This is a genomic window from Oceanisphaera ostreae (assembly GCF_042676125.1).
In the GTDB taxonomy this organism is placed as follows: Bacteria; Pseudomonadota; Gammaproteobacteria; order Enterobacterales; family Aeromonadaceae; genus Oceanimonas; species Oceanimonas ostreae.
On sequence record NZ_JBHTJS010000010.1, the window covers coordinates 12,428 to 34,792 of the forward strand.

Annotated in this window: 20 protein-coding genes; all 20 read left to right on the forward strand. The window is 39.2% G+C overall.

The annotated features are described in order from the left end of the window. Positions 1–5: 5 nt before the first annotated feature. The 20 genes from ACFQ1C_RS03720 (at position 6) to ACFQ1C_RS03815 (ending at position 22,364) form a co-directional block, all read left to right on the forward strand. Entirely contained in the window at positions 6–953 is a 948-nt protein-coding gene (locus tag ACFQ1C_RS03720; protein WP_379557191.1) for a Gfo/Idh/MocA family protein, read from the forward strand. A gap of 175 nt (positions 954–1,128) precedes the next feature. Continuing rightward, positions 1,129–1,704, forward strand: coding sequence for a UDP-2-acetamido-3-amino-2,3-dideoxy-D-glucuronate N-acetyltransferase (gene wbpD, locus ACFQ1C_RS03725; protein ID WP_379557192.1), 576 nt, complete (start codon positions 1,129–1,131; stop codon positions 1,702–1,704). A gap of 100 nt (positions 1,705–1,804) precedes the next feature. Beyond that, a complete protein-coding gene (locus ACFQ1C_RS03730) occupies positions 1,805–2,167 on the forward strand; it encodes a GxxExxY protein (protein WP_379557193.1) in 363 nt (120 codons plus the stop codon). A 157-nt stretch (positions 2,168–2,324) separates the two neighbouring features. Next, positions 2,325–3,446, forward strand: a complete 1,122-nt coding sequence (locus tag ACFQ1C_RS03735) for a DegT/DnrJ/EryC1/StrS family aminotransferase (RefSeq protein ID WP_379557194.1) — start codon at positions 2,325–2,327, stop codon at positions 3,444–3,446. A gap of 28 nt (positions 3,447–3,474) precedes the next feature. Next, positions 3,475–4,758 carry a lipopolysaccharide biosynthesis protein gene (locus tag ACFQ1C_RS03740; RefSeq protein ID WP_379557195.1) on the forward strand — a complete coding sequence of 428 codons (1,284 nt, stop codon included), beginning with the start codon at positions 3,475–3,477 and terminating at the stop codon, positions 4,756–4,758. Further along, positions 4,739–5,389: an acyltransferase gene (locus ACFQ1C_RS03745; protein WP_379557196.1), complete on the forward strand. Its 651-nt coding sequence runs from the start codon at positions 4,739–4,741 to the stop codon at positions 5,387–5,389. The genes ACFQ1C_RS03740 and ACFQ1C_RS03745 overlap by 20 nt, the downstream gene beginning before the upstream one ends. Before the next feature lie 48 nt (positions 5,390–5,437). Continuing rightward, complete coding sequence (locus ACFQ1C_RS03750) at positions 5,438–6,304, forward strand: hypothetical protein (RefSeq protein WP_379557197.1); 867 nt, start codon at positions 5,438–5,440, stop codon at positions 6,302–6,304. A 146-nt stretch (positions 6,305–6,450) separates the two neighbouring features. Beyond that, positions 6,451–7,404: a GNAT family N-acetyltransferase gene (locus tag ACFQ1C_RS03755; RefSeq protein WP_379557198.1), complete on the forward strand. Its 954-nt coding sequence runs from the start codon at positions 6,451–6,453 to the stop codon at positions 7,402–7,404. A 264-nt stretch (positions 7,405–7,668) separates the two neighbouring features. Further along, entirely contained in the window at positions 7,669–8,514 is an 846-nt protein-coding gene (locus tag ACFQ1C_RS03760) for a hypothetical protein (RefSeq protein WP_379557199.1), read from the forward strand. 330 nt (positions 8,515–8,844) lie between these two features. Next, positions 8,845–10,143 carry an AAA family ATPase gene (locus tag ACFQ1C_RS03765; RefSeq protein ID WP_379557200.1) on the forward strand — a complete coding sequence of 433 codons (1,299 nt, stop codon included), beginning with the start codon at positions 8,845–8,847 and terminating at the stop codon, positions 10,141–10,143. Continuing rightward, the gene (locus tag ACFQ1C_RS03770; RefSeq protein WP_379557201.1) at positions 10,136–10,663 is read left to right on the forward strand and encodes a hypothetical protein; all 528 of its coding nucleotides are present in this window, start codon (positions 10,136–10,138) and stop codon (positions 10,661–10,663) included. Before ACFQ1C_RS03765 ends, ACFQ1C_RS03770 begins: the two co-directional genes overlap by 8 nt. Positions 10,664–10,879: 216 nt before the next feature. Further along, complete coding sequence (locus ACFQ1C_RS03775; RefSeq protein ID WP_379557202.1) at positions 10,880–12,259, forward strand: polysaccharide deacetylase family protein; 1,380 nt, start codon at positions 10,880–10,882, stop codon at positions 12,257–12,259. Then, on the forward strand, positions 12,252–14,276 hold the full coding sequence (locus ACFQ1C_RS03780) for an acyltransferase family protein (protein ID WP_379557203.1): 2,025 nt from the start codon (positions 12,252–12,254) through the stop codon (positions 14,274–14,276). The genes ACFQ1C_RS03775 and ACFQ1C_RS03780 overlap by 8 nt, the downstream gene beginning before the upstream one ends. 85 nt (positions 14,277–14,361) lie before the next feature. Next, on the forward strand, positions 14,362–15,357 hold the full coding sequence (gene wecB / locus ACFQ1C_RS03785) for a non-hydrolyzing UDP-N-acetylglucosamine 2-epimerase (RefSeq protein ID WP_379557204.1): 996 nt from the start codon (positions 14,362–14,364) through the stop codon (positions 15,355–15,357). A gap of 151 nt (positions 15,358–15,508) precedes the next feature. Next, entirely contained in the window at positions 15,509–15,655 is a 147-nt protein-coding gene (locus tag ACFQ1C_RS03790) for a hypothetical protein (RefSeq protein WP_379557205.1), read from the forward strand. Between the two features lie 741 nt (positions 15,656–16,396). After that, complete coding sequence (locus ACFQ1C_RS03795) at positions 16,397–17,629, forward strand: O-antigen ligase family protein (RefSeq protein WP_379557206.1); 1,233 nt, start codon at positions 16,397–16,399, stop codon at positions 17,627–17,629. Position 17,630: 1 nt separating this feature from the next. Next, positions 17,631–18,860: a hypothetical protein gene (locus ACFQ1C_RS03800; RefSeq protein ID WP_379557207.1), complete on the forward strand. Its 1,230-nt coding sequence runs from the start codon at positions 17,631–17,633 to the stop codon at positions 18,858–18,860. 206 nt (positions 18,861–19,066) lie between these two features. Beyond that, positions 19,067–20,236: a glycosyltransferase gene (locus ACFQ1C_RS03805; RefSeq protein ID WP_379557208.1), complete on the forward strand. Its 1,170-nt coding sequence runs from the start codon at positions 19,067–19,069 to the stop codon at positions 20,234–20,236. A gap of 20 nt (positions 20,237–20,256) precedes the next feature. After that, positions 20,257–21,402, forward strand: coding sequence for a glycosyltransferase family 4 protein (locus tag ACFQ1C_RS03810; protein WP_379557209.1), 1,146 nt, complete (start codon positions 20,257–20,259; stop codon positions 21,400–21,402). Next, complete coding sequence (locus ACFQ1C_RS03815) at positions 21,399–22,364, forward strand: NAD-dependent epimerase (RefSeq protein WP_379557210.1); 966 nt, start codon at positions 21,399–21,401, stop codon at positions 22,362–22,364. The genes ACFQ1C_RS03810 and ACFQ1C_RS03815 overlap by 4 nt, the downstream gene beginning before the upstream one ends. Position 22,365: the final 1 nt, after the last annotated feature.

Here is a 22,365-nt window from a genome sequence, read left to right on the forward strand (position 1 = left end):
TTAAAATGAAAAAGTTTGGTCTTATTGGTGCCGCTGGTTATATCGCTCCACGTCATCTAAAAGCGATTAAAGAGACAGGCAACGATCTGGTTGTTGCTATGGATATCAACGACTCTGTCGGCATTATGGACAGCCATTTCCCTAATGCAGAATTTTTTACCGAGTTTGAAGAATTTTCTGGTTTCGTGGAAGATCTTAAGCAGAAGGGCGAAAAATTAGACTACATCGCTATTTGCTCACCTAACTACCTGCATTTACCGCACATGAAGTTTGCCTTACAAAACGGCATTGATGTTATCTGCGAAAAGCCATTAGTGCTGAATACCAAAGACTTAGACACGCTAAATCGTTATCAAGAGCAATACGGTGCCAAGGTTAACTCGATTTTACAGCTGCGTTTGCATCCGTCTATTTTAGCGCTACGCGAAAAAGTACAAGCAGCACCGGCAGGCAAAGTGTTTGATGTGGATTTAACCTACCTTACCTCTCGCGGCAAGTGGTACTTAAAATCCTGGAAAGGCTTTGATGAAAAGTCCGGCGGCGTAGCCACCAACATTGGCGTGCACTTTTATGACATGCTGCACTTTATTTTTGGCAACATCACTCATAACGAAGTGCATTACCGTGACGAGAAAACCTCTTCTGGTTTCTTACAGTACGAACGCGCCAACGTGCGCTGGTTCTTGTCTATAGATGCGAATCACTTACCAGAAAATGCCGTTCAAGGTGAAAAGCTGACTTATCGTAGCATTGATGTAGAAGGCGAAGAGTTAGAGTTCTCCGGTGGATTTACTGACTTACATAACCAAAGCTACCTACGCATATTAGAAGGCAATGGCTATGGCGTAGAAGACAACCGCGCCGCCATAGAAACCGTAGACGTCATGCGCAAAGCCAAGCTAGTAGAAAACCCCACCAACCCGCATCCGCTACTAGCTAAAGTTAAAAATTAATATATTAGCCACGAAATACACGAAATCCACTAAAATAAAAAATATAAAGTTATTAATTTAAGGTCTTACCAATTTAATATTTTTAGTTGGCTTGTAAGTTTTTCGTGTTCTTTCGTGGATTTCGTGGCAAAAATATTTTATCTCTTGTGTGTTTTGTGGCAGAAAGGGTTTACCAATGAATTATCAAAAACATGAATCAGCCATTGTTGATGACGGTGCACAAATAGGCGAGGGCAGCCGGGTTTGGCACTTCGTTCACGTCTGCGGCGGGGCACAAATAGGTAAAGGTGTCTCCCTTGGCCAAAATGTCTTCGTCGGCAATAAAGTTACCATTGGCGATCACTGCAAAATCCAAAACAACGTCTCAGTATACGACAACGTACACCTAGAAGAAGGCGTATTCTGCGGCCCTAGCATGGTGTTTACTAACGTCTACAACCCACGCTCACTTATCGAACGCAAAGATCAGTACCTAAACACTCTAGTAAAAAAAGGCGCTACTTTGGGCGCTAACTGCACTATCGTGTGTGGCATCACCATCGGCGAATACGCTTTTGTCGGTGCCGGAGCAGTAATTAATAAAGACGTACCCGCCTACGCCTTAATGGTCGGCGTACCCGCTAAACAAATCGGCTGGATGAGCGAATTCGGCGAACAGCTAGACTTACCCATACAAGGCAAAGGTGTAGCAGTGTGTGAGCATACCGACAGTACCTACACTCTAGAAAACAACATAGTAACAAAAAGCTAATTTAGCCACGAAATCCACGAAACCCACTAAAATAAATATAAAATTATTATTAATTTTTTTCGTGTTATTTCGTGGATTTCGTGGCAAAAAAGAGGCTTATATGTACGAAAAGGAATTGGTATATAAAATCCAAGGTGCTGTTTTTGAAGTTTACCGTCAGCTAGGTTGTGGTTTTTTAGAGTCGGTTTACCAAAATGCCTTAGAGCTAGAACTAAAGAGGCAAGGATTGACTGTTGCTAAAGAAGTTCCTTTACAAGTTTTATACAAAAATGAATCAGTGGGTGAATTTAGAGCTGACCTTGTTGTAGAAGGCAGGGTGCTATTAGAGCTGAAAGCCCAGAAAGAACTTCCGAAAGCTGCAGAAGCTCAGCTGATCAATTACTTAAAAATAACTAATATAAAGATAGGACTATTAATTAACTTCACTTACCCAAAAGCCATAGTGAAAAGAATAGCTCTATGATTAAAATGTATTAGCCTCGAAGCCTACAAGCACTCCTAAAGAAAATAAACATAAAAATAATACTTGTAAGGTTTTACCACTACATATTCTTTAGTTTATTTTTTTTTCGTGTTCTTTCGTGGATTTCGTGGCAAATAAATATCTTAAGGGTTTAAAAATGCAATTCATTGACTTGGCTGCGCAGTACCAGCACTTAAAATCTCGTATCGACCAACGCATTCACACTGTACTTGATCATGGTCAATATATTCTAGGCCCAGAAGTACAAGAACTAGAAGCCCAGTTGGCCAGTTACGTAGGCGTAAAACACGCTATTACTTGTGCCAACGGCACCGATGCTTTAACCCTCGCGCTGATGGCACTTAACATAGGTGAAGGCGATGCAGTGCTGGTGCCCACCTTTACCTTTTTTGCCTCGGCAGAAACCGTGGCCTTTGCTAACGCCACTCCGGTATTTGTTGACTCAGATCCCGATACTTTTAATATCTGTCCTGTCGATTTAGAAAAGCGTATTCAAACCATACAGCAAGAAGGCAAGTTCAACCTAAAAGCAATTATGACCGTAGACTTGTTTGGTCTACCTGCTAATTATGCTGCTGTTCAAAAAGTAGCAGATAAATACGGCTTAAAAATTATAGCCGACGCCGCCCAAGGTTTTGGTGGTGCCATTACTGATCTAAAAGGTAATACCCAACGCGCAGGTAGCTTTGGTGACATTGCCACTACCAGCTTTTTCCCCGCTAAACCGCTGGGCTGCTATGGTGATGGTGGTGCTATCTTTACCAATAACGATGAGTATGCCGAGCTAATAAAATCTTATCGAGTACACGGTAAAGGCCAAGACAAATACGACAACGTGCGTATTGGTGTTAACAGTCGCCTCGACACCATTCAAGCCGCCATTTTGCTAGAAAAGCTCGCCGCCTTTCCACAAGAGCTAGCAAACAGAAATGCCTTGGCTGATCACTACCATAGCCAACTGGGTGATCAGTTGAAAACCCCACAAGTGCCCAATGGCTACCTAAGTTCTTGGGCACAGTACACTTTGGTCGCAGAAAATCGCGAGCACTACATGACCAAGTTAAAAGAGCAGGGCGTCCCTAGTATGATTTACTACGGCACTTGCATGCACCAACAAACCGCATTTAAGGATTTAGGCTACCAAGCAGGTGATTTCCCGGTAGCAGAACAGTTAGCCAAAACCGTGTTCAGCTTGCCTATGCATCCGTATATGACAGCAGAAGAGCAACAGAGAGTTGTGCGAGAATTAACTATTTAAAAAAGTCACATTTTAAAAGTAGTAATCAATGATAAAAAAAATATTACCTAAAAGTGCTTATGCAAAAAATGTGCTTACCCTGATGACTGGTACCGGTCTAGCACAGGCAATACCTATTGCTATTAGTCCGATACTTACGCGTATATACAGCCCAGAAGAGTTTGGTGTTTTTGCACTTTATATGGCGATCACATCAATATTGACAGTTTTGGTAACAGGTCGTTATGAGATGGCAATTTTATTGCCTAAAAAAGATAGAGATGCAATGAACTTAGTTGCACTAGCGATAGCATTAAGCTTTTTTGTAAGCGTAATTCTTTTAATCGTGGTAGCTGTTTTTAATAGCCAGATAATAAAAGTCATAGGCGTGCCTGAATTGTCTATGTGGCTTTATTGGATTCCAGCATCTACTTTTTTAATGGGTGTTTATCAAAGCTTAAACTACTGGAGTAATCGTAAGTCTCACTACAGAAGACTAGCAATAAGCAGAGTGCTGCAAAGTTCAGGTACTGGTGCCGTACAGTTAGCTGGTGCATTTAATAATATTGGTGTTTCAGGGCTTGTTGGTGGGCAGTTAATTGGACAAACATTATCAACTGCAGTCTTAGGTAGTTTTATTTATAAAGAAGACAAAGAAAATATTACAAGAGTTAAAAGATTACGCATTGTCTCACTAGCTAGAAAATATATTAATTTCCCAAAATTTCTAATCGTGGCACATGGTTTTAATACTGCTTCCGGTCAAGTGCCGATTTTTCTTCTTAGCTCTTTATTTAACAGTGCATCTGCAGGGTTTTTTATGTTATCTCAAAGAGTTATGGGCGCGCCTATGACATTAATAGCAAGTGCTATAGGCGATGTGTTTAGGCAAGAGGCAAGTTATGCATATGTAAATACAGGCAGTTGTAAGAATGTTTATACTCGAACTTTTAAAAAGTTATTAATGATTTCTATTGTTCCTAGTATTATATTTTTTTTTATAGCACCTGATCTTTTTGAAATGGTTTTCGGTGAGCAATGGCGAGTAGCGGGTGAGTATGCGCAAATTTTAACTCCAATGTACTTTTTTAAGTTTGTTACTAGCCCAGTAAGTCAAGTTTCTATATATTCAGGAAAACAAAAAATAGATTTATTATGGCAAATAGTATTGTTTTTTATGACTGTTTTTTCAATGTATATAGGGGCTTATCTTAGTGATATAAAGCTAGCGTTTGTATTTTTTTCAGCTATTTATTCTTTTATGTATATTGTTTCTGGGTACATAAATTATATTTTTTCTAAGGGTGGTTTGGATGTTGAAAAAATTAATTAAATTTATATTTCCCATACGGTTTATTAGGTTGGTAGTTATGGGGGCAAATAATTTTATTTATTTTAATGGTCTTTATAAGGCCCGACCAAAAGTATATGCTTTAGATAGAAATGGTAAGAGTTTGTATCTAAGTAATATCATTGATGTTTCTCATTGGGATAAATTAGATATAGGTAATAATGTTTTTATTTGGCATTTTACAACTCTTGACACTTTTAACGGTATAAGAATCGGTAACGACTGTCAGATTGGGACACGAGTTGGTATATTTACACATAGTAGTCACCACTCAATTAGATATTACAATAAAAAATATCATGAGGTTTACTTTGATGACCATAAAGGTCGTGTAAAAGGTTCAGTTGAAATAGGCGATAATACTTTTGTTGGTGCAAATGCTATTATTATGCCAAATACAAAAATAGGCAAAGGAAGTATCGTTTCAGGCTTCTCTTATGTACAAGGTGAGTTTGAAGACTTTTCGATAATTTCAGGTAATCCAGCAAAGCGTATAGGTGATGTTAGAAAAGTAGATTATCGATTTCTTAAAGCTAATCCTGATTTGATAGATTCATATTTAGATTATTTTGGACTTGATTCACTTGAAGAGCTAAAGAGTTATACGGTTTAAAAAGATAGTTTTGGATTGACATTTTCCTGATTTTATTTGGAGTTTTGTATGAGTGCTGCCGAAAAAAGACTGAATGTGCAGCAGCAAGACACTCGTTGGTGGGAAGGCTATATCATACGTTATGCCGTAGGCACTGTAGTCGGTGGTATGTGTGTGTATTTTATATTAAATACGCTAGGCGCTGATGCCAAGTCACTCTGGTTAATGCAACCCAACATCACTCAATTACATCTAGATGCATTACTAGATATCTGCATAAACGACAACAGCCAAGCATGTTTGGTACAAGCCCAGTTAGCACAAAATTTATATGGTTTTAATTTTCCACAACTCGCCTTGCTGGGGATCTATGGGCTAGCGTTTAACTATATAGCAAGCGCGCCAATACTTGTATTACATGCCACTAGAAAGTTTTGGATTTTCAATAGAAATAAGCTAATAAGATGTAACAAATGGCTTGTGTTGTTAGGGTTTGGGTTTGTTGCGTTTGTTATATTATCTATATTATACCCCTTCGGCTCTGCTGTTAATCAAGAGTGTAAGTGGTTAATGTTAGCCGTGTACTCATTAGTTCTAACTATTCTTATGTCTCAAATTATCTTTTTAGCGCATGAAGCATTGTGTCCACAGGGAAGTATCAATTTTTATATCTCATTGCATAAAGTCAGGCAGTCAGGTCTTATTGATACTAATAGTTATAAGCATTTAAGAGAACACGGCAATGCTTTTTTACTTGTGCTTCTTAATTTTCTCCTGTTGTTTTTTATAATTACTATTCACCTACTTTTCCCCGACAATTACTATTTATTGTTTGGCGCTGTATTTTTATGGATTAGCCCTGCAGCCTACATATACTTTTTAGGCCATAAAATAGAAAGTGATTTGATAGATAAGGTGAAAAGTGGTTGTCCATAATTGTGTAAATACAAATAATAGCTAAAAGCTTTCGACAAAACCAAGCTATCATTAAACCACAATGTGATATGGTTGCGATCGCAGTATGAACAAGCTAAAGCTTGGGTTGAGTAAATTAAAAATTATTTCTGTTTTTAGAGAGAAAAATGACTAATAAAGATAAATACCGCCTACTCTGCAAAAACGAACCCAGCATTCCCATCTTTAGTAAAGACTGGTGGTTAGATTCTGTTGCCGGTAATAACTGGGATGTAGTGTTAGTAGAAAAAGGGGATAAAATACAAGCTTCTTTACCTTTTACTAAATGTCAGCGTTATGGTTTAAATATTATTAATCAGCCTAAACTTACGCAAACGCTGGGACCTTGGTTACGCCCCAGCACGGCAAAGTATGCGCGTCGTCTTTCTCAAGAAAAAGATTTACTGCAAAACCTTTTCAAACAACTGCCAGAGTTTGCCCACTATCAGCAAAATTGGCACTATAATAGAACCAATTGGTTGCCTTTATATTGGATGGGGTTTGAGCAAACATCCCGTTATACTTATCGTTTAGAAGACCTATCCAATATTGATGAAATATGGAAGGGGCTTGAAGCTAATATACGCACTGATATACGAAAGGCATCTAATAAAGAAGGGGTAACAGTACGTACAGATCTAGATGTGGATGCTTTTCTTGCTCTTAATGAAAAAGTCTTTGCTCGCCAGAATATGGCGTTACCTTACACTAAAGATCTAGTGTATCGTATTGATAAGCTAGCTAGCGAAAATCAAGCCTGTAAAATATTTATCGCTGAGGACGAGCAGGGCCGTCATCATGCTGGTATTTATCTTATTTGGGATGATAATTCAGCTTATTATTTAATGGGCGGCGGTGATCCTGATTTGCGTAATAGTGGCGCTACTAGCCTGTGTATGTGGGAAGCTATCCAATTTGCAGCAACAGTAACCAAAAGCTTTGATTTTGAAGGCTCTATGCTCGAGCCTGTGGAGCGTTTTTTTAGAGGTTTTGGCGCAACACAAACTCCTTACTTCGCGATCAGTAAAACCAACTCCAAACTACTAAAAGCCTATCGTTTTTTACAAGAAATACGTAAGTAACTGTTAGCCACAGAAGCACACAGACTTATAACGGTAAAGATAATAAAATTAATTTTTCTGTGTGTTTCCGTGTATTTCTTTGGCAAATAAACTTTCGTGTATTTAGTGGGTTTCGTGGCTAAAAATAATTTATTAACAATCAGCCACAGAATTACACAGAAAAACACAGACTTATAATAATAACTAAAAAATCATTTTCCGTGTGTTTCTGTGGCCAAAATATATTAGCTAATAACCATTTATTTATAACTATCCGGTAAGCCTATGGACTTGTACTTTGGTTACCCAGTATTTCTCTGGCAAGGGCTCGCCAATTTCGTATCTTTGTTTGTCGCCGGTTTACTGGTTGCGTTTGTTACCACCTTCTACTTAAAACGAAAAGACGAAAGTACTCGTGTAGCAGGGGTGATCTTAGAAAAACGAGTCGATGCTCAGCATGAAATTTTGCGCTACACCGAAGACTTCTCACAGAAGCTAGAAATGCCACAGCCAGCCACAGCGGTAATGAGAGAGCTGATGCTCGATCATAACTTGGCCTTGCCTTATGATCCGCATATTCAGTATGCAGTTATATTTTCTTCAGTTAGCGCATATCGTGAGTTTTTTCATGGCTTTGAAGCATTGTTGGCCAAGCATAAACTGTGGCTTGATCCCAAAGTGCGCCATCAAATGTTACGCATGCAGGCGTATTTTTCCGCAATCAATGCATCGTTGTTGTTATTCAACCGTATTCCACTGCCAGCAGGCGTGCTCTTAACCCCAGAGGAGATGGATACTCTAGCCGATCGGCTGATCCTTATACTGGGTGTGGCACTGGATGCAGAGCTAAACGAACTGCTGATGGAGCTAGAAGTAAGGATGGTTAATTCCATCTACAAGCTAGATTTAAGCCGCCCCAAAAGAAGCTATTTCACCAAACGCCGTGAAAATAAAGAGTTTAAAAAAGTAGAAAAATTCCTGCTTAAACAATCACTAATGGGGCAATACCTACCTATGTTAGTAGTGCTGGCGGTGCACTTGGTAGAAGCACTAAAAGAAGTTGAATTATCAGAAGCAGAGCATCTTAACTACTATCAACAGTACTCAAACGAAAGCATGAGCGGATCTTAGTTGTAATAAGTATGGCCACAAACTCACACAAAAAGTCACAGGCTTATAATAAGCAAGTAATTAAAGTGAATTTCTGTGTGCTTCTGTGTGCTTCTGTGTGCTTCTGTGTGCTTCTGTGGCAAAGCTTTCGTTTTTGTGTTCTTTCGTGAATTTCGTGGCTAAAAAATTGTTCTTTTCCGTATCCTTCAGTGGCAAAAAACTTTAGTGGCAAGAACAGCTCAATCTTGCACCTCAACCCCATGAGTTTTTGTATCAGGTGTCTTGTACTGCTAAAATCAAGATCCATCGCGCTGAGGCTAGCTAGCCCATGAACATTACAAGGTTGCTCAAATGAGACTAATTTTAGAGAATATCGGTATGCTAGAGCGTGCTGAAATGGATCTAAAAAAACTGACCATAATTGCCGGTGAAAATGACAACGGTAAAAGTACGGTTGGTAAAGTTGTTTTCTGCATCATTAAAGCGATCAGTCGTTACAAAGAAGATCTGCAAGAGTCTAAAGAATTTAAAATTAATGAAGCGCTTACTAAACTGTTTTTCTTCCTCCGTCGAGAGGTGGCTGCTTTTAAGCATGTTCCTGAACTGTATGCACAGGCCGTAAGAGCAATTGGTGGTGAAGAGCATGAGTTGGATGACAAGTTAGAATGTATTGAGCATTTAATTTTGGGGCTAGGTGGTATAGAAAATGAAACAGTAACTAATTTAAAAGCTGCTTTTGACAACATTAAAAAAATACATGCTGAACCTGAAAATAAGAAAAAATCTATTGAAAATGCACTACGTAAGGTATTTGCCTCTGAGTTTGACTCTAGTGTGCTGTTAAATGGTAAGAGTGCAGGTTTTATTCAGCTTTTTGATGGTGACACTAAGCTGATAGATGTTAAGGTTTTAGCTGGAAATAAGATACAGTTATTAAGTGATATTGAAAAAGTTGAGTTAAGAGATGCCACGTTTATCGAAACACCATTAATACTTAATAACCATGACTTGCTTATTCGTAGTCAGTCTGGTTTAGATTTGAGTAGGAGGCATATTTCTCGATTAGGCATACCTTATACTACATTACACACTAAAGATTTATTTGATAAACTTATCGAGCTGCCTGTTGATGATTTGTTATCATTTCTTGAAAGTAATGACAACTCATCCTTTAAGAGTAGTATTAAAAGTATCATTGATGGTGAGCTTGAGTATGATCGACAATTAAAAGACTTTGTTTTTATCAGAGATGAAGAGAGTTTATCAATTAAAAACACTGCAAGCGGTGTGAAGGCATTTGGTATTTTACAATTGTTATCTGATAATGGCTTTATAAATGAAGATACAATATTAATTTTTGATGAGCCTGAAAACCATCTTCACCCTAAGTGGCAATTAAACCTAGCTAAGCTTTTAGTAAGCTTAGCTAAAAGTGGTGTACATATACTTATTTCTTCTCATAGTCCGTATATGCTAGAAGCGCTTAAGCGTTACTCAGATAATGCTGAGCTAGAGGCGGAAACAGGTTTCTATTTAGCAGAAAATAAAGCTATTGATAATAAAGATAACTTAGAAGCTGTTTTTTCAAAGCTAGCAGAACCCTTCGATGTGTTCAGAGCCATGGATGAAGAGTCTTTAAAGGATGAATAAATATAATATTAGGGATTTTTTGCGGGCTAAGCTTGCAGAGCATAAGTCAACTTTAAAGCAAACAAGCTATGATATGGATAAAGATGAATATCTTTGCAATGATAGTCAAACAGATTATGTTTATGACTTTGATAGCTATGTTGAGAGTAACTTTGAGAAGGGCAGGTTGCCAGCATCACCCGATGCCATTTTATTAGGTGACAAAAGATTTTATTTTATTGAATTCAAAAATCAAAATCCTAGTAGTATTGATAAGAAAAACATGAAAGATAAGTTTGAAAAAGGTACAGTAATTATTCGAAATCTACTGACCGATTTTATCCCACAAGATGTTGAATACATTTTTTGTGTTGTTCATAAGAAACAAAGCTCAATGCAAGCTTACCAAAGAGGTATAGAGTCAACCGCATCTAGGCTGGGGTTAGAAGCTAAAAATAAAGAGCTAGGTGGTTTCTACAATAAAATTATTGCTGATAGTGTTGATTACTACCAGCGGTTCTTCAAACAGCTGCAATGCTAACTCTTATTTCCGCACATTTCTGTGGCAAAAAATTACTAAAACTAGCCACGAAATCAACAAAAGTAATGCAGTTAAAATAGCCTTTACTAATAGTTTTTTTCCGTGCTCTTTCGTGGCTAAACCGCTGTTGCTTTTTCCGTGTAATTCTGTGGCAAAAATATTTTAGTTGATTTCGTGGCTAAACTATTTTCCTTGGCTAAAAGGTTTTAAATTTCTATGTCTCACTTCACTCCCGCCGCTCTTAATTGGCTGTGTCTTATCTTAGAAGAACGCTTCGGCTTGAATTTTCACTTACAGCCCAGCCAAGATGGATTAATGCTAACGCTTACTGATCACGATCAGGGCAGTATTTACTTCCCTAAGCTAGAAGCAGCGTTTCATGAATCTCGCTCCGACTTGCCCTTTACCCAGTGGGATGCCAGCGTCGAATGGTGGGAGAGTGTGCTTGGCGAACCTTTGCCCGCACCTGGAGTAGCGACACTACCTAAGCCGCTCATTGAGCGCCAAGCCCAACAAGCAATAATCCACTACGATATTTTGGGCTTAACCTATTGGGTGCTAAACCGAGTAGAAGAAATCGACCGTACCGATCTCGATAACCACGGACGCTTTCCGGCCACCAGTTCACACGCCTTTAAACACGGTTACCTAGAACGCCCAGTAGTAGATGAATGGCTGCACGTATTAGGGCAGGTAATCCAAAAGCAATGGCCGCAGGTTGAGCTAAAGCAACATCAGTTCAGCATGAAGGTGAGTCATGATGTGGATGCCCCCAGTCGCTACGGATTTAGTTCGACGAAAGGCATGATTAGAGGCATGGCCGGTGATGTACTAAAACGGAAAAACTTTAAAAGTGCATTAACAGCACCGTTTATACGCTTGAATAGCAGTAAAAAACTGCACCCTGCTGACCCATTCAATACCTTTGATTGGATCATGGAGCAGTCGGAACAACATGGCTTAGTGAGTGCTTTTTACTTCATTTGTGGCCGTACAGACGCGAGTAAAGATGCCGACTACGAACCAGAACACCCTGCTATTCGAGAGCTGATGCGCCGTATTCATACACGCGGCCATGAAATTGGCTTGCACCCTAGCTACAACTCCTATCAAGCCCCCGAAGCAATTGCCGCAGAGGCCGAACGCTTGCGTGCCGTAATGCGAGAAGAGGGTATATCACAGAATATATTAGGTGGCCGCATGCACTATCTGCGTTGGGAACATCCAACGACCTTACAAGCCTGGAACGATGCAGGCATGAGCTATGACTCAACCTTAAGTTATGCCGACTTGCCAGGATTTCGTTGTGGAACCTGTTACGAGTACCCCGCGTTTAACTCTGTCACTCAGCAGATTTTAAAGATCAGAATCCGCCCATTGATCGCCATGGAATGTACAATAATCGCAGAGCGCTATATGGGGCTAGGTTATGGCAAAGAAGCAGAGAGCAAGTTTTTAGAACTTAAAGAAAAATGCCGCAAGGTAAAAGGATGCTTCACGCTACTTTGGCATAATAGCCACTTTGCTAACCAAGAAGATCTGACACTTTATAAACAAATATTAGACAGCCGAAGTACGAGAAATAACAATGACTAAGCAAGCTCAAACTGCCACATCCCATTTTCGTCATGACATTAATGCTTTGCGAGCCATTGCCGTACTAAGCGTTGTATTTTTTCATTTTAACATTACTGGTTTTTCTGGTGGTTTTGTTGGAGTTGATGTCTTTTTTGTCATTTCTGGCTTTCTAATGACCAGTATTCTAGTAACAAGACTAGAAAAAAAAGATATAGCGAATGGTTATAAGGGGGGGGTAGGTTATGTTTGGAAGTTCTATATGGCGCGAGCCAAGAGAATTATTCCAGCATTATTGATACTCATTCTGGTACTGTTACTAATTGGCTGGTGGGCGCTGCCGCAAGGTGACTATAAGTTACTAAGCGCTCATAGCTTATATGCACTGATATTTTTATCTAACGTACGCTTTTGGCGAGAAGCGGGTTACTTTGATGCAGCTTCACATGAAAAGTGGTTGCTGCATACTTGGTCACTTTCTGTAGAATGGCAGTTTTATTTATTACTGCCACTTGCACTGTTATTACTTTGGCGATTTTTACCTAGCCGAAAATGGTTGCTAGCAGCTGTAACGGTTGGTTTTGTTGTATCTTTAATGGCTTCTGGCTCATTAACAAATAAAGATCCTTCGGGTGCTTTTTTCTTGTTGCCTACCCGAGCTTGGGAAATGTTGGCAGGGGGGATGGTATTTTTGCTTAGCCCCTACTTAAGGCTTTCAGACTCTGTTAATCGATTAATGCATGTTATAGGACTAATATTAATTACTATTTCGATATTAGTTTTTGACGCTAGTACAGCTTGGCCTGGAACGTACGCACTCTTACCCGTTGTGGGCACGGCTCTTATACTGTTGGCTGTGCAACAATTGCCTTGGACACGATATGCAAGCGTCCAGTGGGTGGGATTAAGCTCCTATTCCCTGTACTTATGGCACTGGCCTGTATATGTTGCCTTAGTATATCTAGAGCTTAACAATGAACCAGTCTTTATCGCCGCTGGCTTAGCTTTATCGTTGGTGTTGGGAGGGATATCCTATCACTTTGTGGAAAACCCCACCCGACATTGGTTTAAAGGGAAAGGACCGATATTATCCCCGGTCAGTATTGCTTTAGCTGCCGCATTGGTTGCAATGCCAACTCTGTGGATTTATCTAGATGAAGGCGTAGCCGGCCGTATGCCAAAAGTTGTAGAACAAGCGGCTGCTGAGGTGAATAATGTAAATCTGCGCCGAGGTGAGTGTCATTCCATGGGGGGAAATGATTTCCCTTGGTGTACCTTTGGTGGGAATGATATTCGTGCCATTGTAGTCGGTGATAGCCATGCTAGTTCCGTAATGACCGCAGCACTTACGGCAGCTGAAGCGTCGTTAGCTAATACCTTGGATAGTACAGAAAATAATGTGGGTATATATGGTAGTAGCTATACCAGTTGTCCTACCTTATTTGGAGTGAAAAAACAGCGAGTAGACCTTAAGTGTGAAGCGTTTAATGAGTTTATTGCCACTAAGCTGCAACAGATACCACCGCATATACCATTAATTATTGTTAACCGTACGACGGGAGCCTTGTTTGGCAGCCAAAATATAACTGAATCTGCCCAGCAATCACCTTCAATTTACTTCAGTCAGCCATCCAAAGCGACGACGGATGATTTTTTACAAGAGTTTCAGCAAAGCTTAATGAGCACAACTTGTACACTAGCAAAAAAACGTCAGGTTTATCTCGTTAATCCCATACCAGAAATGCCAGTTGATGTGCCCCGAGTGATGGCGCGCAAGCTACGGCTAGGTAAGGATGCTGATATTTCTATTTCACTGGAGCAGTACTATGCTCGCCATCAGTTTGTAATTGAAAAACAGCATGCGGTAGCACAAGCTTGTCCAAATATTACTGTGCTAAACACCAGTGACGGCCTGTGCGAAAATGATACATGTATGGGTACCGAGAATGGTTATCCTCTTTATTATGATGATAATCACTTAACAGAACGTGGTAATAGAAAGTTAGTGCGAGTATTTAGTGATGTTTTCACGCATTAAACGGCAACTTAAAATTAACTTAAAAAATAATGTAAGTAATTGAAAATAGTATCCGCCATTGTGGTTATCTTAATTAAGGTTTTATATGAAAGTATTGACAATTATTGGCGCGCGACCGCAATTTATTAAGGCCAGCGTGGTATCTAAAGCGATCCAAGAAACCGACGGTTTAACGGAAGTGTTAGTCCATACCGGCCAGCATTTTGATGCTAATATGTCCGATGTGTTTTTTGAGCAGCTAGGTATTCCACGTCCTGATTACCAGTTAAATATTAATAGCGGTAGTCATGGTGACATGACAGGGCGCATGCTGATTGAAATTGAAAAGGTATTGTTGAAAGAGCAGCCAGATTGGGTGCTGGTGTATGGCGATACCAACTCCACTTTGGCGGGTGCCTTGGCAGCAGCTAAGTTACATATTCCTGTAGCTCACGTGGAAGCAGGATTGCGTAGTTTTAATATGCAGATGCCGGAAGAAATTAACCGTATTCTCACTGATCAAATCAGCAGTGTATTGTTTTGCCCGACGGATTCCGCCATAGCTAATCTTGCACGTGAAGGCTTTAATGATAAGCCAATTAAAGTGTTGCAAGTGGGGGATGTGATGCAAGACAGCGCCGAGTTTTTTGCCCAACAAGCTACCCAGCCGCAAGGCTTTGAGCTTGACGATGGCTTTATACTTACCACACTGCACCGTGCTGAAAACACCGATAACCCAGAACGCTTAGCGGCCATTGTTACAGCACTTAACCACCTACACGCCAACCTAGCTTCTGTGGTTTTACCCCTGCACCCACGCACCCGCAAAGTCATCGCTGAACAAGGCTTAACGCTAAATGTTCACCTAATTGACCCAGTGGGTTATTTAGAAATGATTTGGCTACTACAACGCACCGGCCTAGTACTCACCGACAGCGGCGGTGTGCAAAAAGAAGCCTTCTTCTTCGGCAAAGCTTGTGTGACCATGCGTGACCAAACCGAGTGGATTGAACTGATTGAAGTAGGAGCTAATGAATTAGTGGGTGCAGATCTTAGAAATCCCCTCATTTTAATAGCAGATCGCGCCATGTTAGCTGCATAACCTAAATATGCACTAACCCCGAAATCCGCTGAGTACCGCATTGAACCTAGGGTGAGGCCATATTTCTAAGTTGCGCGGTAGCAGTCAGAGTTTGGTCATTTCTTGCTACTCCGCTCTCAAACCCCAAGCGTAGTGCGGATCATATGAGGGGATGATTAAGGGTGCAGATACTGATAAAATAATTGAAGCAAGGATGCGAAATATTGGTCGTACTGTAAAAGATGAGTACAGTTTGTATGGTGGTGGCGTGGCGGCTAAGCGGATCGCCAAAAGGTTGAGTAATAAAGATGAAATATAAGACTTTATATTACTTATCTCTAATAAATAAAGAACCGTCGCCAAAGGTGGTCAAAAGATTGATAAAACATTAGAAGCGGCAAGGCAGTTAGGAGTGAATACAAAAAGGCAAGTATACAAGGCAAGAGCACGAAAAACCCCTACGTCAGGGCAAGATTACGAAAGCCCGCGGATTTACTGGGCTTGCGGGGGTTATCGTTTCAAAATTAGAGCTCAAAAGGGACAAAAAACTTTAGAACTTATTGCGATTCATCGAGATGAACAGTTTATGAACAGAATGTGTTCTAAAAAAGAACACTTTTAACTTGGTGTGGTTGTCATGAAGTAGCTGAAAGCCTTTATTTGGCGCGGTTCTTCGTAATCTTGCCCTGACCCCTACGTGACGTGGCTTAGCGAACAACTCATTTTTACAGTAGTAGCTACTTTTTATAGTAAGTTACGCATTTATTAAATAAAAATGGGCTAATTACACTAGCGCTTTGACGATCAATGCTAGTTGTGAACATATATTGTCTTTTAAATGTGTATTCTCACCGTGAATGGACTCAGCTTGTTAGAGCCTCGCCAGCAATGGAAAATAGAGAGTAAGTGTCAGATATACTGTTTCTTGCGATGGTGGTGGTTATAGGCGACGCCGAAAGATGGGAAGAAACAGATGATTTTGGCGTTGACCATCTAGAGTGTCTGCCACAATAGGTTGGCTTCGGCCCTTCTAGAAAATAAGAGCTATTGGATATAAAATATGAAAACAAACATTTTAAATATTTCTTTTATATTAATATTCTTAGGTGGTGCCGTTTCTTATACTGAGCAGAAAGTAGGCCTGTATGTTGGTTATCTGTTAACATTAAGTGGCATTTTTTTACTAACCATAAAGTTTAGTTTGATTTCGAAGTATAAAAGTCTGTTGATTATAGTATATGGTATTGCACTTATAATTTTTTCTTTGATTCCATTCTTAATAACTCAGTCTACAGTAGTTGAGTTAGGATCTGTTTTTCAATCTATATTGTATTCTTTTATTTTTATATTGTTAATTCTTTTTGGATGGAGAGTTCTATTAGCTGATAGAGATGTTTTAATTAAGTTGGTCTTGATTATTGCTACTGCCAATGGAATCTTTGCTTTATTGATGATTGCCGGCCTTGTTACCAAGCTTCCTTATAAGGATGTTGCGCTTGGTAGGTATATATTTGGAACTAACATAAGATCTTCTTCCGGATTAATGTTTAATGTTAATTATTATAGCACTGTTCAAGCTGTATGTTTCTTCATCTATTTGTGGTTAAATAGTTTGAGGAACCATAAGTTTTCGTTGGGTGTAATTTTGATTGCCGCTTTGCTGTTCATGTCTAATTTTTTAGGTTCCTCTAGGGGGGTGGCTCTTGGTATTTTCGGGGCTTTGCCTTTTGTTTTTTTTGGATTTTACCTGAAGTCTAAGCTAAGCATAAAAATTATTTTAGCTATGTTTTTTTGTATTGTTAGTTTGCTAGCATTTTATTTTTTTACTTCTAATATAGAGTTTTTACAAGAAGCCTCGAGGTATGAAAGAGGTTTAAACAGTAGAGATATGATTTGGGCTGAAGCATATAATTTATGGTTAAAAAATCCATGGTTTGGCTATGGTGATGTGGATACCTTTTCACGGCTTACTACAGTAGATATAGGAGGAGGATCAATACAGTCTGGTTATTATTCTTTGCTTTTACGTGGGGGAGTAGTGTCTTTTACCTTAACCTATGTTTTTATTTTATGTGCTATCTTTTTTAAAGTGGGCTTTAATTCTGAAAGGATTTATGATAATCGGTGGGAGCTGGCTATAGTTGTTTTCTTTTTAATAAATACTTACGTAAGAACTTATAATGTGGGTGGTTTAGGACTTTTGCCTATCTCGTTTGTTATTGCATTATCGTCATTACTCTTTAAAGATGAGCTTAAAGTTAAATTAGATATGAAGATTACCCAAAAGGCTTAATATGAATATTGTTATCTTATCAAATAGGTATCCACCAGATTTAAGAGTAGCTGCACGCAGATGGGGTGGTCTTGTTCCAGAGCTAATAAAGAAAGGTAACAAGTGCACGATGATTTCTGCGGGTGATGGTACAGAAAGTATAGCGAGGGGAGCTAACGGTGAAACTGTTATTTGTTTGCCAATTAGCAATCAGCAGGAGGCAACGAGCGCTTTAGGTAGCCAAGCTAGAATTACCTTAAAACAAAGAATTAAAGGTATGGCTAGACCGTTTATTCCTCTTTATAATCGTAACTTAAGCTCTAATAAGTGGTTGCAAAAAATACTAGCTAACGATGCTGCTTGTAACGCTATAGAAAAAAGCGATGTGTTGATTGCATCATATGGGCCAATGCAGCCGCTTAGTGCAGGTGTTTTTTTAGCTAAGAAATTTAATAAGCCACTAGTTGTAGATATAAGAGATAGTTTTGAATCAAAAGATTTAAACTGTTTTTTCTGGGCTCGTTGGCTTTCTAGAAAGCAAGAAAAAAAACTGCTTAAATCAGCAGCATTGAGAGTCACTGTTGGTGCTCGCTTGGCAAGTCATTTAGAAAACACTTATAACATGCCTTTCGAAGCTGTTTATAATGGTTGGGCACAAGATGACTTGATAGCTGATATTGGTAAAGCTAAAGTAAAACAGGATTACTTATATTACGCTGGCAGCATTTATGAGCATCAGCTACCGGCATTAAAGCTGGTTTTAGAAGCAACCGCTGAATATCCGATATTAAAGTTAAGGTTAAGGTTGCTAAGAGATAATACGGAAGGAAAGCTTGAAGAACTGATAAATAATTCACCAAATAAATCAATTATAGAAATACTACCACCTACCACTCAAAAAATTGTGACAACAGAGGTTATAGAGAGTAATGGTGTTTTAGTTCTTGAGAAATTACAGAGCTCTCCTTTACATGATGGAACTGTTACCGGAAAGTTATTTCAGCTTATCGCTTTAGGCAAACCTGGCTTTGCTCTCTGCTCGCCTACAAGTGAAATTGCTGAGATTGTTCGTCCATTAGAGCATTGGTTTTTGGCTTCAGATATATATTCAGCCCAAAGGGGGATAGATAAAGTTTTACAAGCGCAATCAAACGTGAGTGCGAAAAGGTTTATAGAACCTTATAGTGTTGAGGTGCAAGGGAATAAAATGCATAATCTTTTATCTAAACTCACATCACATAATAATGATTAAAAAATTATTAAAATGTTCCCTTGAAATGGATAGTGAGCGTTATCATAAAGTTGCTTATTACCCTAAGTAGTTATTGATTCAAGGTGAGATAGTATGTGATATAATATATCTAGATATTTTTTTACTCTCGATTGTTAAAATATATAAGGTTGATCATCAGCGCTCTATTACTTTATTAGAGTTAGAAAAACACAAGGTTAAAATGAATGATTGATACAGCAGTGATTGTTTTACTTGATAAAGCTTGGCCGCCTGAACATTCGTTTGTTGATGGTATGTTAGCAAGTGTAGTTCCTCAACATCAGATTGCAAAAGTAAACTTGATTGTATCAAAAGGCACCGCTGAGAATGCAAAACCAAAAAAATATTTCAATGCTACTTGTATTCCATTGCTTTATGAGAGGAGAGGTGTAGGTAGAGTAATTAATTTTTTTTTAGCTGTTAATACGATAACTAAACTAGTCAAGCATCACCAGAAAAAGAAGCGTAAAGTGGTTGTATGGGTTCGTAATGAGCCTATCTATTTGTTGTCAGCAGCAATAACAAAAGGTAGCTATTGCAAATTAGTATTTCAAAGTAGCTATCCGCATGAGCGTTATAGTGGTAATCATGTAATGCGGTTTTTTGCACGGTTTTTATATCAAATAGCAGGGCGAAATGTTGATTCGGTTACAGGTGTGTCTCCAGCTGGGACGTTAAGAGCGCAGAAATACTGTCCGAATGCGAGTTATTCGCACTATATACCTTTAATGAGTGATTTACCTGTAAGTAACACCAATAGCTCTATTTTACCGCTTGATGAAATGAAAAAGCCAGTATTCGTTTATATAGGTACGCATGCAGCGAAACGCCAACAAGAAGTGATTTTAAGGGGAATAAAAAAAGTTGTACAACAGGGTGGCGAAGCAACATTTTTATTCGTAGGTGCAACTGATGAAGATGAGGAAAGGTTAGTCAAAATGAGTCAGGTACAACAGCTTATTAAAGATAAAGTAATTCACTTTATTAGACCTGTATCTCGATTAGCTATACCTAATATTTTGTCGCACTGTGATGTAGGATTAAGCTTAGTGCCACCTAATGACGAAAACTATGAGATGTCTCCAACTAAACTAGCTGAATATATGGGTGCGGGTTTAGCCGTTTTAGCAAGTAATGGTGTGGCACTGCAGGAAAAATTTGTTTCTGATTCCAATTCGGGCTATTTGGTTGATTGGCATGAAGATTCAATCGCTAACGGTATCTTGAGTCTGCTCTCTCCAAATACATCCCTAACAGAGTTTAAGGAATCAAGCAAGTATTATGCTGAAAACTTTTTAAAGTATGAGTTTTTTATTGAACAGTTTAAAGCATTAATAAGCAACAATGAAAGATAACTATACAAAGGTTTTTGATAGTGGATATTAAAAAAAATCCAGTTTTTGTAATGGTATTAAATGGTGTTACTTACTTTCTCTCTCACCGTCTTCCTATCGCTCAAGAGCTTAGACACCAAGGCTATGAAGTTCATATTGTAAGCCCTGATCCTAAACCCGCTGATTTCGAACAATATGGTTTTATCTATCATCAAGCTCCGATGAGCCGTAAGGGTGTTAATCCTTTTACCGAATGGCTGGCAATTGCCAGAATATTTAAAATATTTAAAGCGATTCAGCCGAATTTAGTGCACTTAGTAACAATTAAGCCATATTTGTATGGCAGCATAGCAGCTCGTTTGGCGAGAGTGCCTAGCGTAGTATCTGCAGTGGCGGGCTTAGGTATTATCTTTAGCCAGAGTAATTTTAAGACTAAGTTACTACGCGCGGTGCTATATTCGTTATTTAAAGTTGCGTTTGGTCATAAAAACCAGAATGTTATTTTTCAAAATAAAGATGACAAACAAGCACTGGTTGATTGGATTAACTTGGCCGAGAGCAAAATCACTGTTATTCGAGGCGCTGGGGCAGACTTAAATCAGTATCCTTATTTACCAGAGTCTGATAATAGTCAGCCTGTTATCGCTTTTGCCGCACGCTTATTAAAAGATAAAGGTGTTGAGCAATTTGTGGAGGCATCACGTTTATTAAAAGAGCGTGGTGTAGCAGCCAAATTTTGGCTAATTGGTGAGCCAGATGCAGGTAACGCTAATACCGTTACTCAACAACAACTAGATGAGTGGCAACAGGCAGGCTTAGTAGAATGTTTAGGCTACCGAACAGACATCCCGCAACTGTTTACACAAGCCAATATCGTTAGTTTGCCGTCCTTTTATGGCGAAGGTTTACCTAAAGTGCTTATTGAAGCTGCTGCTTGCGGTCGTGCTGTCGTCACTACTGACTGGCCAGGTTGCCGTGACGCTATCACCCCCAATGAAACCGGTTTATTAGTACCAATAAAAGATTCTGTTGCATTGGCCGATGCCATTCAAACATTGATTGAAGATGAAGCTTTGCGTCACAAAATGGGCAAGGCAGGGCGTAAACTTGCTGAAGATGTGTTTGATGTGAATAAGGTGGTAGAGCAGCACATGAATATTTATAAAACGTTAGAGAGAACAGCATGAAATACCTAGTCACCGGCGCCGCCGGTTTTATTGGCATGTATGTGGCCAAGCGACTATTAGAGCAAGGCCATGATGTAGTTGGTCTAGATAACCTCAATGATTATTACGAACCAGCGCTCAAAGAATGGCGTTTAAAGCAGCTTGAATCTTTTGAAAGTTTCCGGTTCGTAGAAATGGATTTAGCTGATCGCGATGGCATGGCTCATTTGTTCAAAGAAGAGCTGTTTGAGCGAGTCATTCATTTAGCTGCACAAGCTGGCGTACGATATTCTATCGAAAATCCGTTTGCTTATGTAGATAGCAATCTAGTAGGCATGATGACTATTTTAGAAGGCTGTCGTCATAACAAGGTGCAACATTTAGTATATGCATCTTCTAGCTCTGTTTATGGTATGAATGACAAGATACCATTTAGCGAAGACGATCAAGTGGATAACCCTGTATCGCTATACGCCGCGACTAAAAAAGCCAATGAGCTAATGGCGCATAGCTATTCAAAGTTATACGGTATTGCTACTACTGGCTTGCGCTTTTTTACCGTTTACGGCCCAGCGGGACGACCCGATATGGCACCATGGTTATTTACTGAAGCCATTTTAAATGATCAGCCTATTAAAGTATTTAACCACGGCAAAATGATGCGCGATTTTACTTATATTGATGACATAGTAGAAGGCGTACTTCGCATTCAAGATGTAGTGCCAGAGGGAGATATCCCTTATTCATTATTTAATATAGGCAATAACGAGCCCATTCAGCTATCGCGATTTATTAGATCAATAGAAGCTGCCACCGGTAAGACTGCCAAAAAAATTATGTTAGACATGCAACCGGGCGATGTGGAGCGTACTTACGCAGATACCACGCGTTTAGAAACCGCTGTGGGTTATAAACCACAAACTGAAATTGAGCATGGCATACAACAGTTTGTTGATTGGTATAAAAAATACAGAAGGATATAAC